The sequence below is a fragment of the Bacillus sp. HY001 genome (assembly GCF_007558965.1).
Classification (GTDB): Bacteria; Bacillota; Bacilli; order Bacillales; family Bacillaceae_G; genus Bacillus_A; species Bacillus_A mobilis.
In genome coordinates, this window is record NZ_VLTE01000165.1 from 1 (window position 1) to 15902 (window position 15902).

General features: G+C 34.6%; 18 protein-coding genes. 5 read left to right on the plus strand and 13 right to left on the minus strand.

The features are described 5' to 3' along the window. A partial coding sequence (locus tag FOT98_RS29620) for a helix-turn-helix domain-containing protein (RefSeq protein WP_144291207.1) occupies positions 1–393 on the minus strand: 393 nt, incomplete at its 3' end. Between the two features lie 448 nt (positions 394–841). Between FOT98_RS29620 and FOT98_RS29625 the strand changes: the two genes are divergently transcribed. Then, positions 842–1987: a M20 peptidase aminoacylase family protein gene (locus FOT98_RS29625; protein ID WP_063260639.1), complete on the plus strand. Its 1146-nt coding sequence runs from the start codon at positions 842–844 to the stop codon at positions 1985–1987. Positions 1988–2028: 41 nt separating this feature from the next. Here the strand turns inward: FOT98_RS29625 and FOT98_RS29630 are convergent, their stop codons facing one another. The 3 genes from FOT98_RS29630 to FOT98_RS29640 form a co-directional block, all read right to left on the minus strand. Next, a complete protein-coding gene (locus FOT98_RS29630) occupies positions 2029–2973 on the minus strand; it encodes an ABC transporter permease (protein WP_063260638.1) in 945 nt (314 codons plus the stop codon). Beyond that, entirely contained in the window at positions 2966–3877 is a 912-nt protein-coding gene (locus FOT98_RS29635; RefSeq protein WP_063260637.1) for an ABC transporter ATP-binding protein, read from the minus strand. Before FOT98_RS29635 ends, FOT98_RS29630 begins: the two co-directional genes overlap by 8 nt. Positions 3878–3967: 90 nt before the next feature. Beyond that, complete coding sequence (locus FOT98_RS29640; protein ID WP_063260636.1) at positions 3968–4534, minus strand: hypothetical protein; 567 nt, start codon at positions 4532–4534, stop codon at positions 3968–3970. Positions 4535–4708: 174 nt separating this feature from the next. On the opposite strand from FOT98_RS29640, the gene FOT98_RS29645 reads away from it, so the two are divergent. Continuing rightward, complete coding sequence (locus tag FOT98_RS29645; protein WP_063260635.1) at positions 4709–5308, plus strand: hypothetical protein; 600 nt, start codon at positions 4709–4711, stop codon at positions 5306–5308. 63 nt (positions 5309–5371) lie between these two features. Here the strand turns inward: FOT98_RS29645 and alsR are convergent, their stop codons facing one another. Further along, positions 5372–6277, minus strand: a complete 906-nt coding sequence (alsR, locus tag FOT98_RS29650; RefSeq protein ID WP_063260634.1) for an acetoin biosynthesis transcriptional regulator AlsR — start codon at positions 6275–6277, stop codon at positions 5372–5374. A 152-nt stretch (positions 6278–6429) separates the two neighbouring features. Between alsR and FOT98_RS29655 the strand changes: the two genes are divergently transcribed. Together FOT98_RS29655 and FOT98_RS29660 are read left to right on the plus strand one after the other, a co-directional pair. Next, positions 6430–6795, plus strand: a complete 366-nt coding sequence (locus FOT98_RS29655) for a CidA/LrgA family holin-like protein (RefSeq protein WP_000872363.1) — start codon at positions 6430–6432, stop codon at positions 6793–6795. Continuing rightward, complete coding sequence (locus FOT98_RS29660; RefSeq protein WP_063260633.1) at positions 6792–7469, plus strand: LrgB family protein; 678 nt, start codon at positions 6792–6794, stop codon at positions 7467–7469. The genes FOT98_RS29655 and FOT98_RS29660 overlap by 4 nt, the downstream gene beginning before the upstream one ends. 12 nt (positions 7470–7481) lie before the next feature. On the opposite strand, the gene FOT98_RS29665 is transcribed toward FOT98_RS29660, so the two are convergent. After that, positions 7482–7895 (minus strand): NUDIX hydrolase, encoded by a 414-nt coding sequence (locus FOT98_RS29665; RefSeq protein ID WP_063260632.1) that lies wholly within the window; start codon positions 7893–7895, stop codon positions 7482–7484. Between the two features lie 141 nt (positions 7896–8036). On the opposite strand from FOT98_RS29665, the gene FOT98_RS29670 reads away from it, so the two are divergent. Then, a complete protein-coding gene (locus tag FOT98_RS29670) occupies positions 8037–8237 on the plus strand; it encodes a DUF3903 domain-containing protein (protein ID WP_061677984.1) in 201 nt (66 codons plus the stop codon). Between the two features lie 425 nt (positions 8238–8662). Here FOT98_RS29670 and FOT98_RS29675 read toward each other — a convergent pair whose 3' ends face one another. The 7 genes from FOT98_RS29675 to FOT98_RS29705 form a co-directional block, all read right to left on the minus strand. Further along, the gene (locus FOT98_RS29675; protein ID WP_000644411.1) at positions 8663–8809 is read right to left on the minus strand and encodes a BC1881 family protein; all 147 of its coding nucleotides are present in this window, start codon (positions 8807–8809) and stop codon (positions 8663–8665) included. 242 nt (positions 8810–9051) lie between these two features. Next, positions 9052–9618 carry a hypothetical protein gene (locus FOT98_RS29680; protein WP_080467555.1) on the minus strand — a complete coding sequence of 189 codons (567 nt, stop codon included), beginning with the start codon at positions 9616–9618 and terminating at the stop codon, positions 9052–9054. 6 nt (positions 9619–9624) lie between these two features. Then, the gene (locus FOT98_RS29685) at positions 9625–10644 is read right to left on the minus strand and encodes a nuclease-related domain-containing protein (protein WP_063260631.1); all 1020 of its coding nucleotides are present in this window, start codon (positions 10642–10644) and stop codon (positions 9625–9627) included. 199 nt (positions 10645–10843) lie between these two features. Next, positions 10844–11893 (minus strand): GH25 family lysozyme, encoded by a 1050-nt coding sequence (locus FOT98_RS29690; protein ID WP_063260630.1) that lies wholly within the window; start codon positions 11891–11893, stop codon positions 10844–10846. Between the two features lie 131 nt (positions 11894–12024). After that, complete coding sequence (locus FOT98_RS29695) at positions 12025–13788, minus strand: ABC transporter ATP-binding protein (protein ID WP_063260629.1); 1764 nt, start codon at positions 13786–13788, stop codon at positions 12025–12027. Beyond that, entirely contained in the window at positions 13788–15539 is a 1752-nt protein-coding gene (locus FOT98_RS29700; RefSeq protein WP_063260628.1) for an ABC transporter ATP-binding protein, read from the minus strand. The genes FOT98_RS29695 and FOT98_RS29700 overlap by 1 nt, the downstream gene beginning before the upstream one ends. A 124-nt stretch (positions 15540–15663) precedes the next feature. Beyond that, positions 15664–15885, minus strand: coding sequence for a YneF family protein (locus FOT98_RS29705; protein WP_001123316.1), 222 nt, complete (start codon positions 15883–15885; stop codon positions 15664–15666). Positions 15886–15902: the final 17 nt, after the last annotated feature.

Genomic DNA, 15902 nt, shown 5'->3' on the forward strand with positions numbered 1-15902 from the left:
TTTCGGTAACTTCAATTTATTATCTATAATCGCAATGTTTCCATTTGTATGTTTCGTTGTATAGGATTGGACTTTATTGTTTTTCGATTTAAACCGAGATGCTTTGTTTTGTTTTTTGAAGAATCTTGCATACGAGTCAGCTAGGTTGTGAAGAGAAGATTGAAGAGCGATACTGTCTACTTCTTTTAGCCATACAAATTCTTTTTTGAGAGTAGGTAATTGCGAAGAACAAGTGCCATAGGATAACCCTTTTCCTGTTTCTTTATATCTATCATTCCACTTTTCCAAAAAGTAGTTAAATACAAATCGTGAACAACCAATTGTTTTCGTAATAGCTATTTTTTGTTCTAAACTAGGATAGATCCGAAACTGATACGCTTTATGGATAAGCACCGCTTTTCACCTCACTTCCTTTTTTTATTTGTTTACAATCTTTTTCATGATATGCATGGGAACGATATCATGATATAACCAAATAATACTGATCACGTATTATTTCTTCTTTTTTGTCGAAAGTCCTCTGTCCCTTTCAAAAAAATACAAATGAAACAATTTCGTAGATGTAAAAATCCCTCTGAGCTATAACATTTTCTTTCTATAGGAACGAACTGATTACGATACCGGTACCTTAACTGATTCTTCACCAAGAAGAACCTTTAGGCTGTTGCCTAATCGTCATTCAGCTCCCACCTACTCATTGGAACATGTCCTACCCATTCCTTGAGGTGGGAGTTTTCTGTCGGGAAATGATAAAATGGGAGAGGATTTTCATTTAAGAAACCTCTCTTTTCTTGTTGTATACTTAATGTAAAGACTTTATTTAAGAAAGAGGGCATGATAAGTGGTAGCAAATCTAGAGCAATTAACGGAGGCACTAATTTCTATTCGTCGAAATTTGCATGAGCATCCAGAATTATCATACGAAGAATTTGAAACGACGAAAGCTATAAAGAATTGGTTAGCAGCGAAAAACATTACGATTATTAATTCTAGTTTAGAAACAGGCGTTATTGCTGAAATTTCGGGGAATCATAGCGGACCGATTATAGCAATACGTGCTGATATTGATGCTCTTCCTATTCAAGAAGAAACAAATTTGCCGTACGCTTCAAAAATTCACGGCAAGATGCACGCTTGTGGGCATGATTTTCATACAGCTGCAATTATTGGTGCCGCTTATTTATTAAAGGAAAAAGAATCTTCTCTTAGCGGAACGGTACGCTTTATATTCCAGCCAGCTGAAGAAAGTAGCAATGGTGCTTGCAAAGTAATTGAAGCCGGACATTTACGTGATGTGCAAGCTATTTTCGGTATGCATAATAAACCTGATTTATCAGTAGGTACAATCGGTATTAAAGATGGTCCACTCATGGCCGGGGTTGATCGATTTGAAATTGAAATTCACGGAGTTGGTACACATGCAGCTGTACCAGATGCTGGGGTAGACCCTATTGTCGCGTCCTCTCAAATTGTGATGGCACTCCAAACAATTGTAAGCCGGAATATAAGTTCCTCTCATAATGCAGTCGTTAGTGTTACAAACATCCATTCAGGAAATACGTGGAACGTTATTCCTGAACAAGCAACACTGGAAGGCACTGTACGTACATTCCAAACGGAAACACGTGAAAAAATTCCTGCACTAATGAGACGTATTATTCAAGGGGTTTCTGATGCATTAGGTGTAAAAACAGAATTTCGTTTTTATGCAGGGCCTCCTGCTGTTCATAACGATACATTTCTAACAAACTTATCGACTCAAGTTGCAGAAACAATGAATTTAAATATCATCTCCCCTACTCCTTCAATGGCCGGAGAAGATTTTTCTTTTTATCAACAAGAAATACCTGGTTCATTCGTATTTATGGGAACGAGTGGTACACATGAATGGCATCATCCCGCTTTTACAGTAGACGAACGAGCATTACCTATAAGTGCAGAATACTTCGCTTTGTTAGCTGAAAAAGCACTCAAACAATTTGCATAAAAAAAGGAGCTGTTAAGAGATACTTAACGGCTCCTTTTTTATTAAGTTAAATCACGTTTTAAAAATACGGTATAGGAAATGCTTAAAAATACAAATAAATATAGTAATAACATACATGAAGCAAACGGGAACGTTACTCCATCAATAAAACTTCCATTCTTTGCAATACTATATAAATCTGTGTTTGCTGGCAATAAATATTTCGCCCAATCATATCTAGTTGCTGCTAGTAATGCAATGTTTCCTGATAAAGCAAGGAATAGCGAAATTCCAATCGCGCCTCCACTAGATCTTGTTAACACAGAAATCATAAATGCAAACGCTGCGTACACAATCGTCGGCAACCAAGATAAAATATAATACTTACTAGCTTCTACAAAAATATTTTGTTTTATAATATTTCCATCTTGGAAAATAAACTCGCTCCATGCAGGCTGCTGGAATTTATAAATAACAAGCCCACATAATGTGGAGAAAATCATATTAAATATAAACAATAATGCTGCAAATATCACGATTGCTAAAAATTTGGCTGTCAAAATTTTAAATCGACTTGCTGGTCGTATCGTTAAAAATTTATATGTTCCCCAGCTATATTCATTCGCAAAAATTGTACTTGCATACACGAGGATAAATGGGAGCAATATTGGAAATACGATAAAACCTGTATCTCTCATGAAAGAAAGCGGAGAACTGCTTGCCGGTGCTGTATCTGTATCCAAATACTTCATCTTCAGCTGATATTCCTTTACAAGCTCATCTCCAGATCGCTCTGCTAAAATAGCTTCTTTTTTCATGCCTAGCTTTTTCTCAATTTCTACAGTTCTTTCTGTATAATCGGCTTTCCATCCTTTTGTTTCTGGTTCCAGATACTTTACCGTAACCCATCCTAATCCAATTATTAATACTGCAATAACTGCAAATGGAATAATCGTTCGCTTTCGCTTAAATATTTTATACAGTTCGTTATACACTAAATTAAACAATATCTTTTCCCCCTGTTAATTCTAAAAATTGCTCTTCTAACGTTTTTCTTTCTTCATATACACGATATACTTGAATGTTTTTCTCAAGCAATGTACGAATAACATTTGGGATTTCTTCATCTTTTACAGTAATAAGTAGATCATTACCTTTTATTAAAACATCTTGGTCTAACAATTCTGCTGCTCTTTTCGCATCATCTACACGTATACGGATTGTCTCCATCTCTTCGCTTTGATTATGCTGAATATTTTGCGTCGCCACATATTCTCCGTGCTGAATAATGATAACTCTGTCACACATTAATTCAACTTCTGAAAGTAAGTGACTAGATACAAGTACCGCTTTTCCTTGTTCATGTGCAATTTTCTTTATGTACATTCTCATTTCATGTATTCCACTAGGATCTAATCCATTCGTTGGTTCATCTAATATCAATACATCTGGATCGTGAATAAGCGCTTGAGCAATTCCTAAACGTTGTCTCATACCAAGTGAATATGCTTTTACTTTGCGGTCAATTACTTGTCCCATCCCTAACAATTTCACTACTTCATCGATACGTTCTTCTGTCACCTTACCATTCATTCGTCCGAAATATGTTAAATTTTCATAGCCGCTCAAAAAAGGATAAAACTCCGGTGTCTCAATTACTGCTCCAATTTTCGAAGCAGTACTTTCAAATTGCTGTTTTACAGATTGGCCGTCAATCCAAACTTCTCCCTCTGTCATACGAATCATGCCGACCATCATTCTCATTAAAGTCGTTTTTCCAGCACCATTTGGTCCGAGCAAACCAACTACTTCACCTTTTTTAACTTCGAAACTAATATTTTCCACAAGTGTCTTTGAGCCGATTCGCTTCGTTAATCGCTCAACCTTTACAATCGATTGTTCATTTGTCATTCTATACAACCTTTCCTTCCCATTCTTTGTCAGGTCTTTACACTGTAACATGATTATTTTTATGTGTAAAATAGGAAAAGGCATGATTTCTCATGCCTTTTTCTTGAAATGAAATGAATTTTTATCTTGTAAACTTTGAACAAATCGAAAACATTGCATCATCGATAATAAGACGATAACAATCATAATTATACTAACAACTACTATTGCATATATTGTAATCGGTGCACTATTTATCCCTTGTATTCCTACTAGTTTCATAAAAATAATCGTAAATAATTTCAAAAATAACATCCCATTAACTAATCCAAAAACAAACGACGCGCCATAAATGAATAATTGCTCCTGACATAATAAACATATTACGTTCCTATTCTCTGCTACATAAGATTTAATTTCCTCTTTTCTCACTTGCAGAAGAGAAAACGTTATTTTATATGTAGTAAAAATACATATAAAAATGAATATAAGAAACAGTGTATAAAAACACATTTGAAATAAAAGTATAGTCCCTAATTCCTCAACAACTACTTCATTAAATTGGAGCGATATCATAAAAAATAAAATCATAGTAATCATAGCAACCCACATAAATTGCTTCATCCTTTTGGCAGCAAATGTTCTTATATTTTTTCTCACTAACTGACATAAAGACATATGTTCTTCCCCTACCTTACTTCATAACAAACTCATTCTATACTACAAGTGTATAAAAATATGACATTTTAAACATCGCACTACAATCTGAATTTGTTCTAAGTCTTTAGTCCTAGAAAATAAAATGGTAAAAAAATCATATTAAGAATATAATTGTAAAAAGGAGAGGATTGCATGCGTATAAAATTACTATCAATCTTGTTTTTATTATTTCTCACAAGTTGTAGCCCACTTAAACACAATGAGATCGCGATTGTTGAGCCATACAAATTAACAGAAGAGCAATCTTCTATTTTACAAATGACACCTTTTCAAGAAGGAAACAGCATATTTTATAGCGTTACACTTAAAAATGAAAAAGATGAAATACATGCTACAATTGACCATTATCAAAATGGTAAAAAAACAAACGAAATTGTGAATACAGTTACCTCACATTTTCCAAAAAAGAAAGTAAAGCTTTCTTTTTTACCACCTCAATCCCAACTCGATAAAGATATACAAGAGCAAAAAAATTGGTATATTAATATTGAAGGTAGTTCCATGCTCGTTCCTGAAGAAGCACCTCCAAGTATAAATAGCTCTGCATCTACTACTCTTCAATCTGCTATAAAATTAAAATATAATCAAAAAACGACTTTAACAGCTATAATAAAAACGAATAAAGAAAACGTAAGAATCCCAATGCTTGAGGAAAAAAATGCTATTGACCAACTATTACAAGAAAACGAACATGTTTATCTCTTTAGTATAGAACTAAAAAAAGCAAACTAAAGCGGAAATGCAATAGTATTGCATTTCCGCTTTATTGTTTAATGAGGTGTACTTTTAAACAAATTAATTAACCTCATCCTCAACTTCTATTCTTTTCTTCTCTCTTGCAATTTTTAAAAACTCTAAAAGTTCTGGATTAGTATTCATTTTTTTGTACGCTACTGACATTTCTGCAACAAAATTCGAATCATATAACTCTTTATATACGACTTCTGTTTTATACAATTTATTTGCCGATACAGGTATTACCGTAATTCCAATTCCTGCCGCTACAAGTCCCATAACTGTTTGATATTCCGTCGCTTCTTGTACAATATGTGGACTAAAACCGACGTCACGGCAAAGTGATAATATTGTATCGTATAACGCTGGCCATACAGGCCTTGTAATAAATACAAACGGTTCGTCTCTTAAATCTTCAATATGTATTTCATCCTTTTCAGCAAGTGGATGTGCCTTCGGTAAACATAACGTACAAGAAAGCCTTTGAATTGGTTCTAACTCCAGCAATTGTGTTGGAATTGGCGGACGTAAAAAACCAATATCAATACGGTTATCGTGAAGTGCATGCACCTGATCTGGTGTTGACAGTTCATGTAGTGCAACAGACACTCTCGGAAATTTCTTTCTATACTCCCTTACGATAGATGGTAAAATATCATATATCGCCGCACCTACAAAACCAATTGAAAGTGATCCCACTTCTCCCCTTTGGGCACTTTGTGCGATTTCTACTGCTTTTTCAATTTGTTCAAACGCTTTTTTTACTTCTTTTAAAAACATTTCTCCAGCTTCTGTTAATTCAACCTTTCTCTTCGTTCTTGAAAATAACATAACTCCCATTTCTTTTTCTAATTGCTGAATTTGTTGACTAAGCGGTGGTTGTGTCATTTGTAAACGAGCAGCTGCTCGTCCAAAGTGTAACTCCTCTGCCACTACAACGAAATATTGCAAATGCCGTAATTCCATTTTGGACACCCTTTTCACTTTCGATTAATACATCTAATATATTAATAACATATAATTTATATATTAGACAAATTTTTCGAATGAACGTATAGTAGAAATTGTTAATTCTTTTTTACAATTTTTATGTAAAAAAAGAAAGGGGTGGTTACTGTATGAAATGGTGGAAATTAAGCGGACAAATCTTATTATTATTTTGTTTCGCTTGGACAGGTGAATGGATTGCAAAACAGGCACACCTCCCAGTTCCAGGAAGTATAATCGGTATTTTTTTATTATTAATTTCATTAAAATTTAACCTAGTGAAAAAAGAGTGGATACAAGACGGAGCAGACTTTTTATTAAAAGAACTTATTTTATTTTTCATTCCTTCTGCAGTCGCTGTCATACGCTACAAAGATACACTATCACAATATGGAATCGATCTCATTTTAATTATTATGATTAGCACGCTTTGCGTTACCTTAGTTACAGGACTCTTAACAGAATTGCTACTAAAGCGGAAAGGATCAACACAATGATCGGCTTTCTTTGTTTATTATTAACACTATTCACATATTGGATATCGAAGAAAATGTATCAACGCTGGAATTGGAGCTTACTTTCTCCTCTTCTCGTCTGTCCTATTATTTTAATTGCTTTATTACTCGGACTAGACACACCTTATGAAACATATGAAACAGGTGGTCAATGGTTAACTGAATTATTAAAGCCTGCAACAGTTGCTTTTGCATGGCCAATCTATAAATACTTTGACTTACTCAAGAAACATGGAATAGCTATCTTACTTAACGTCATTGTCGGTTCGTTTTTATCAGTTATTACTTCAGCACTACTAGCAAATTATTTTCAAATTGATTCATCGTTAGAACATAGTTTAGCACCTCATATTGTAACAACACCAATTGCAATGGCTATTTCAGAAATGATTGGTGGTATGTCACAATTAACAGCCGTATTTGTTGTTTTAACTGCGTTAACAGGAGCATTGCTCGGTCCTTCTCTCATACGCATATGTCGTATTAAAACAGCACTCGCAAAAGGCATTATGTTAGGTACGAGTGCAAATGGAACCGGCACATCAAAAGCATTCGAAATCGGTCCTATAGAAGGAACGATTGCAAGTTTATCTATGCTTTTAACAGCGGGAGCTAGTTTAGTTATCGTTCCGCTTTTCTTATCGTGGATACATTAAAAAAGCAAGTGTTTAAACACTCGCTTTTTTATTTATATATGTATTTAAAATCTCAAAATCTTCCGGGAATGATAGCGTTAATTCCTTCATCTCATCTATCCTCTTCCAAGCAATTTCATATATTAATTCATCAGGATCTTGAATTTTCATACTACCGCCTATTTTTTTAACGACATAATAATGAACGTATACAGGAACCCCGTATGTAATACCTTCTTTTTCGTATATTTTATTTACAACTTCCACATTGTAACCTGTTTCTTCCCAAACTTCTCGAATACAACATTCTTCTAGTGTTTCTCCCTTTTCAAGCCCGCCACTTGGAACAGACCACCTTTTTTCTTCACCTTTTTGCCCTTGCAACACCATTAAAACTTCATTTCTTTCGTTTACACATACTGCCGCACAACCTACCCATCTTTCCATATACATCCCTCCCCTACTACTATTCGTCTTCCTTTTTATTTTCCCCTTGAAAAAAGAGGAAAATAGTAAAACAATGACGAAAGTTTACATCAACTTCATAGACAATCCCTTCTTAGAAATTAAAAACGGAAGGATGAAAATATGATTTCTAAATATGTTGTGGAATGTGTCTTTTGTGAAGAAAATCGAAAACCGCGCCAAGCTATCGTAACGGTTCCCGCCACTACTCAGCTACTAGCCATTGAAAAAGTACGTGCGGAATGCAAACGTCGTTTCGGAAAAGCTTTACTATTGCAAACAGAAATTAAAGAAGAAATAACTTTTGAACAAAAAGAAAGCTGACCATAAATTGGTCAGCTTTCTTATCCGATCATATTTTCACATGAAGATTAGGGGCATCCTCTTTAAGGATCGGGATTTTCCCATTATGTACGTTCCATAATGGTCATCGAACAATATATTTCTATGCAATTAATTATTGAATAGAATAGGGCAAAACTTGTTCGCATTTTTAGAAAAGGGATAGGGATATAATTCAAGTAGTACTTCGAATACTCGAACTTTACACTCATTATATTAAAGCAAATCCTTTTATATGGGAAATATGAATTACTTACATAATTCATTCGTAAAACATATTAGTTTGCTATATTATTTTTATTCCATCCATAACATACATCCAGCGAAAACTAGTGTCATAATCATTGAAAACTTCAAAAGCACCCTGAACGGATGCTTTCATACTTGTCTAGATTGATACTATGTACTTAGTCTTGATTAATCAAAATAACCGCAGGACCAGCGACTACTACTCCAGCTACTTCTATCTTTTCAAATTCCTTTACTGTAATAGATATAACCCCTTCTCGTTCCATCAGTTCTTTACTCAGGACATCAGTCGGTATAGCTTTCACCGTCTTACCTCCTCTTCATTTTTACAATATGATAAAGTGAAAGTTTAATCAGTAAAGGTTTAGTCCACTCCGCACTGATTATAATCGGGCTTTCCGTTTATGCACGATAAAAACAACCCAACGCATCTATATATATGCCTCACCTCCGCTTTCATTCCTTATTCCCTTCAAAACCCTTCTCTCCCTTCCGTAACATATTGAAAAATAAAAAAGAAGCTATAACATATAGCTTCTAAATTTATTTAATCTCTCTGTACCTTATATTCCATAACTTTACCATCTCTATCAAATTGTAAAACAAGCTGTTCACTATCGATAGAAATAAAACCACGTTCATTTCCAAGATAGTACGAAGTGATAATCCCTTCTTCTCCATTTCTTGTTTCAGTAGGCGTTCCTAGTAATTTTGTAATTTCTTCATTTGATTTCCCTGCTAATTTATATTTTCGCATTAGATCATCTACCATATGTACCCGTTTTTCTTCAGCATGTAACCACCGATCTTGATTAAACTTTGAGGTGTATGTATTCATACTTAATTGTGCAGTGCACACCAACAATAGAATACATCCTACTATCATTACACCTAGCATTTGCTTCTTTTCTGTATTACGATTTACAGACGTACGTAAGACGAACTTTTGAATCACAACTAACATAGCAAATGGCATGACTACTACAAACATACTTTTTACACTTACTGACATATGAACCGAATCAATAACAAACATAAACGCAAGATACATTAGTATATACAAACAAACATAAACATACAAAATACCCCTTAATATAGCACTCAGAAATCCCACCTCTTTTTAATTCATTTTATAATTCATCCGGTTAATGATTTCTCGGAGCTTTTCTAACTCTTGATCTGTATATATTACTTTCCCTGTTAAAATCTCATTTCTGAAGAACGTTACAATTTGCTCTCTATCTTTTAATCTCGGCGTTTTTTCTTCAGAAAGATCTAGCACTTCTTTCCCACTCTCATTATAAAAATATACAATCGGTTTTACGTTTTCCTTTACAATATCAACTTGGATTTCTTTCAAACAATTGTATAGAATATGAGATAGTTTCTTCGCTCTATATACTGGATTCCCTTCATTTTTCACTTGTATCGTTAATGACTCTTCACCTGTTATGCATTCAAACGTCTCTTCTTTCTCTTCCTCTTGTTGATACTTGCCAATTTCATCAATCATAAATGAATAAATACTAGCATTTTCTTTCGTTAAGCCATGAATTAATTTACCTGTCCATTCTTTCGTCTCAAGTAGATACATGCCCGTTTTACTTAAAACAAGATGATGAATTCGAAAATCATTTCCGCCGTGCTGATTTCTAATAAAAACATTCGGCATAATATGAAATTCATTATCTAGTATCATGCCTTGATCTACAAAGCCTCGCTTCATATAATGTAATGTTTCGTGTGTATTCACTTCAGCTCCACTTTTCGTATACTCTCGCAAATTTGCAATTAATTGTTGAAACATATGTATTTCGTTACTATGCTTTTCTTGCACTTCACTACGTTCTTTACTATGTTGCACAGCTAATTGATTTTTCATCATACGCATATTTTCAAGTTCTCTAGCTGCACTTATTTGTAAATCATTGTATTTCTTCTGTTCCATACTTTTCAATGTATTTTGTTGTTCTTTATGCTCTGTAACCGTAGCTGCAATTTCAGTTTCATACGTTTCAATTGCTTGTTTCTTTTCAAACTCTACTTGCTGACTCTCTGATTCTAGCTGTTTATTTTTATAGAACAGCACGAATACTACAGCTAATAATAATAAAATCACACCTATTAGCACATAATCCATATTTTTACTCCTTCATTTCATTTTCATTTATTTTTATAAACATCCATTATATTATACTATGCTTTCAATATACACTTTGTAAAAATTACATATTTTTAATGAAGCGAGACTGTATTCCCCATGCCCTACTGATCGTTTCAACTTGCCCTCAAATAGCTGAATAAAAGGCATCTCAGGCGAGATACCTTTTACGTGCATTTTATTGTACACCATACTGAATATAACTTGGATCATAGTATATCCAGCCATTTCCACCTAAACCAAGCCATCCATCTTGCTTACACCACACTCTATAAGCCTCACCATGATGTAACTGTCTTATAACATTTCCATTTATTGATGGAGCATCCCGCAGATTCACATTATCACCAGTAATAGTCGCCACATAATGTTTATACTGAATGTAACTTGGATCATAGTATATCCATTCGTTTCCACCTAAAGCAAGCCAGCTACCTTGTTCGTTCAAAACTTCATATGATTCGCCACGCTTTAGCTGACGGATTACACTAGATTGTAAAGATGGTCCACTCCGTAGATTTACATTATCGCCATTAATTACAGCAACGCCGTAGACCGCTGTAGCAGTACTAGGCGGGGAAACATTTCCACCACCATTTGTTCCATTCCCTTGTATAGCTTCTAATGAAACAGCTGCTGATACATCACAATTTCCTCCTACACCTGAAATTTGTCCTGAATCTGTATATTGCCACGCTGTCCACTCTGTCCATCCACCAGCATCGGCAGGCGGAGTACTAGAATATTTGGAAATCCAAAGTGGTACATCACTTAACCCGCTAATTCCGAACTCATTAATATACCAAACTCCTGTATACAACATAACATCTTTTCCAGTAGCCTGTTTCACATAATTTATAAAACTTCTTGCCCAATTAGATATAGCAGTACCAGTTAAATTACTATTACTCGGATTTACCGGTGATTCTAAATCTAGAACTGGCATTAAGTCTGTCTGATTGCTTTGTAATATATTTACAAAATGTTTCGCTTCTGAAATTGCATCATTTAGTTCTGGATGTGCAAAATGGTATGCACCGATTAATACATTCGCATTTCGCGCTGCTTGTACATTTTGAACCAAAGTAGGATCAAGATTATTCACACCTTCTGTCGCTTTTGCATACGCCGCTGAAATACCGGACCCCTTCACTGCATTCCAATCAATATTCCCTTCCCAATGAGACACATCGATAAACGTAATATTTGAACTAGATCTATCTTGCATATAAAAGCTCCTATCAATTTTTTTCATATCGTATACATACAATATGTACAACTTTATTAAAGGGTCACGTCGTTTATACTATAGACATTAAGAACAAATATATTTTATAAACAAAGTAAAAGGCCTTGTAATTACAAGGCCTTTTGTAAACTTCCTTTATTTTGTAGTAAATACATATTATAATACAACCCTTGTTCACTCAGTAATTCTTGATGTGTACCTCTTTCTACTATTTCTCCATCATGCATAACAAAGATTTGATCCGCATCTTGAATTGTAGATAATCTGTGCGCAATGGCTATCGTCGTTCTCCCTTTTCTCATTTGCTGTAATGCTGTTTGAATTGCATCTTCTGTTTCTGTATCAATATTAGCTGTTGCTTCATCTAATACTAATACTTTCGGATTCGTTGCTATCGTTCTAGCAAAAGCAATTAATTGGCGTTGACCACTAGAAAATGCAGCTCCTCTTTCTACTACTTCTGTTTCATACTGCTCTGGTAATTTTTCAATAAACGTATTGGCTTGCACAAATTGTGCTGCTTCTTTTACTTCTTCATCCGTAATTTCTTCATTGTACATACGAATATTTTGTTTTACATTTCCCGCAAATAAAAATGCATCTTGCAATACGAGTCCTATTTTCTTTCTAATCTCTCGTTCTTCAAATCCCTCTAAATCCACACCATCTATTACAATATTTCCGGACTTAATATTATAAAATCGCATTAATAAATTCATAATGGTACTTTTTCCGCTACCAGTGTGTCCAACGAAAGCAACCGTTTGTCCTTGTTTCACTTGAAAAGATACATTTTTTAAAACATCACGTTTTCCATCATACGAAAAAGTAACATTTTTAAATTCTATTTCTCCATTAACGACTTGAGGATTTCCATCCCCTTTTTGAACTGGCGCTAAATCTTTCTCATCCATTAAATGAAATACACGTGATGATGAAACAAGTGCCTGTTGGAAAAATGATAATTTCATCATCATCTCGTTTACAGGCTGGAAGAAACGATGTATATAGTTAACAAACGCATATAGAACTCCTACTTCAACAGGACTCTTCAGCGCATCAATTCCAAATAAACCAAGTACTAACGCAATTGCTATAATATGAACTAAATCCGTTGCTGGGCGTAAAAGTAATGCGTCTAACTTTAACGTCCGTCGCCCTGCACTATAATGTTTATTATTCACTTCTTCAAACTCTTTTCTCATACGCTTTTCTTGTCTGAACACTTGAACAATATTCATTCCTTGAATAGACTCATTTAACTTTGCATTTAACACGCTCAATTGATTACGTACTTCTAAATAAAAAGCTGCACTTTTTCGGCGATATAGCACCATAATTGCAAACATGATCGGAATTAATATGAGAGAAAATAGAGCTAGTTTTACATTTAATAAAAACATTGCTACTAAAATACCTATTAAAAAGACTACATTTTTGACAAATGTGGATAATACACTGACATAAAAGTCTTTAATTGCTTCCGTATCATTCGTTATGCGCGATACGAGCGTACCAATCGGCGTACGATCAAAGAAACTTAATGACAACTTTTGAACATGATCATATACTTCAACACGCATATCTTGAACAATTTTAAAAGCGATATTTTGAAAATACAATAAGTCTAAATAAGTAAATAATACTTTTAATAAGTGAGCAATTAGATATACAACAAATAGAGTCACAAGTGCCGATTGATCAAAGTTTCGTGGTACTAAATGTTCATCAAGAAATTGTTTAATTAAAAAAGGACCCATCATTTCAGTTACTGTTGCACCAACTAAAAAGATAAATGCTAAAGATAGCAACCCTTTATATGGCTTCATATAAGAAAGCAATCTGCTTAAATCACTCTGCTTCTTCTCAGTCATCATACGCCTCCTTTCTCAACTAATGCTTCTAACTGCTGGCTCTCATACATCTCTTTATACCAACCGTTTTCTTCCATTAATTGCTCATGTGTACCTCGTTGTACAATTCTACCTTCATCCACAACAAGTATAAGATTAGCATGTTGAATTGCACTTAAACGATGAGCAGTAATAATCGTCGTTTTCCCTGCTCTTTCCCTCTTTAATGCATTTAAAATCGTTTCTTCTGTTTTTGCATCTACTGCTGATAAACAATCATCTAAAATTAAAATTTCTGCATTTGTTAATAAAGCACGCGCAATAGAAATTCTCTGTTTTTGACCTCCAGATAACGAAACGCCTCTTTCTCCTACCACTGTTTCATACCCTTCTGAAAATTGGAGGATGTCATTATGAATACAAGCAATCTCTGCAGCCCGGGTAATTTCATTATATGTAGCATCCGCCTTTCCGAAGGCAATATTTTCCCCAATACTTGCTGAAAATAAAAAATGATCTTGCGGCACGTATGAAATGGCAGAACGGACACCGTAAAGTGTTACATCGCGAATATCCCGCTCCCCAACTTTTAATTCACCATTAAAATGATCATACTCACGGATTAAACATTTTAATAATGTCGTTTTCCCCGCGCCCGTACGGCCGACAACTCCTAATGTTTCACCCTTCTTCAAATCAAAGTGAACATCTATTAGCTGCGACAATTCATTTTTCTTATAGGAAAATGAATCAACCGCAAATGTAACATCACCGCTCGCTATTGTATGCACAGCATCTTCTCTATTTACTACATCTGATTTTTGAGAGAGAATTTTTTCTACACGGTCATACGAAGCACGCCCACGCTCCATAATGTTGAACAACCATCCAAAGGCTAACATTGGCCAAACGAGGGTACCTAAATACGTTGTAAATGTAACGAGATCACCTACAGTTAATTCCCCTCTCACAACTAATACTGACCCGTAACATACTGCAATTAAAAAAGAAAATCCAACGATAAGTGAGATTGTCGGATCGAACAACGAATCAATACGTGCAACTAACATATTTTTATGTACAACATCTTCTGACTTTTTTCGGAATGCTTGTAAATCTTCTTTCTCTTGTCCAAGTGATCGAATTACCTTCATCCCACTCATACTCTCTTGCACTTTATCATTGATTTCCGAAAACGATTGCTGCGCTTTATGAAACCTTTTATGTAATAACGTTCCATAATAATTTGTCGAAATCGCTACAATCGGCATTGGAATTAAGCTTAACAATGTTAACTTCCAACTAATTGTAAAACCCATCGCTACGAGTACACATCCCCCAACCGCTAATGAGTCAACCAGTGTTAAAACGCCCGATCCAGCCGTTTGTTGAATCGCCTGAATATCATTGGTCGCATGCGCCATCAAATCACCCGTACGACGTGATTGATAAAAAGATGGGCTCATCTTTGTAAAATGTTCATATAAATTCTTTCGTAATTGACGAGCTAGTTTTAACGAAGATCCAAAAATCATAATACGCCATAAATAACGTAATATGTACATAGTAATCCCTACAACTACTAATAAAACAACCCACTTCAACAACTTCTCAGATGTTAATGTTCCATTATTAATTTCATCTACTACAATACCTAGTACTTTCGGAGCTACAAGTTCAAGAAGCGCGACACCAAATAACATAATAATTCCGATTATGTACGCTCGTTTTTCTTGTTTAAAAAACCAAGCTAAATTAATAAACACCTTCATTTTTATCCTCCTCCCTTAAAATGAGCGATGTTTTCAGTTTACCAAAGATGCAGAATTTTTAAAAGTTTTAAACACTTTAAAAGTCCAATAAGAAAGGGCACTCTTATCGAGTGCCCTTTAGCGCTTATTTTGTTTGTTGCTTGCTCATCGCGCTCATCATTTGATTGATTTTCTTTTGGGAAGGTTTTTGTCCCATTTGCATCATCATCATTTTTAACATTTGTTCATTAATTGGTGGATTTTTTTCTAAGTAGTTCATCATGTATTTGCGGGCAATGAAAAATCCTAACGCCACGCCTGCTACTAGTGCTACTACGCCCACTAGAATACCTAACCAAATTGGCATATATTTTCCTCCTTCAT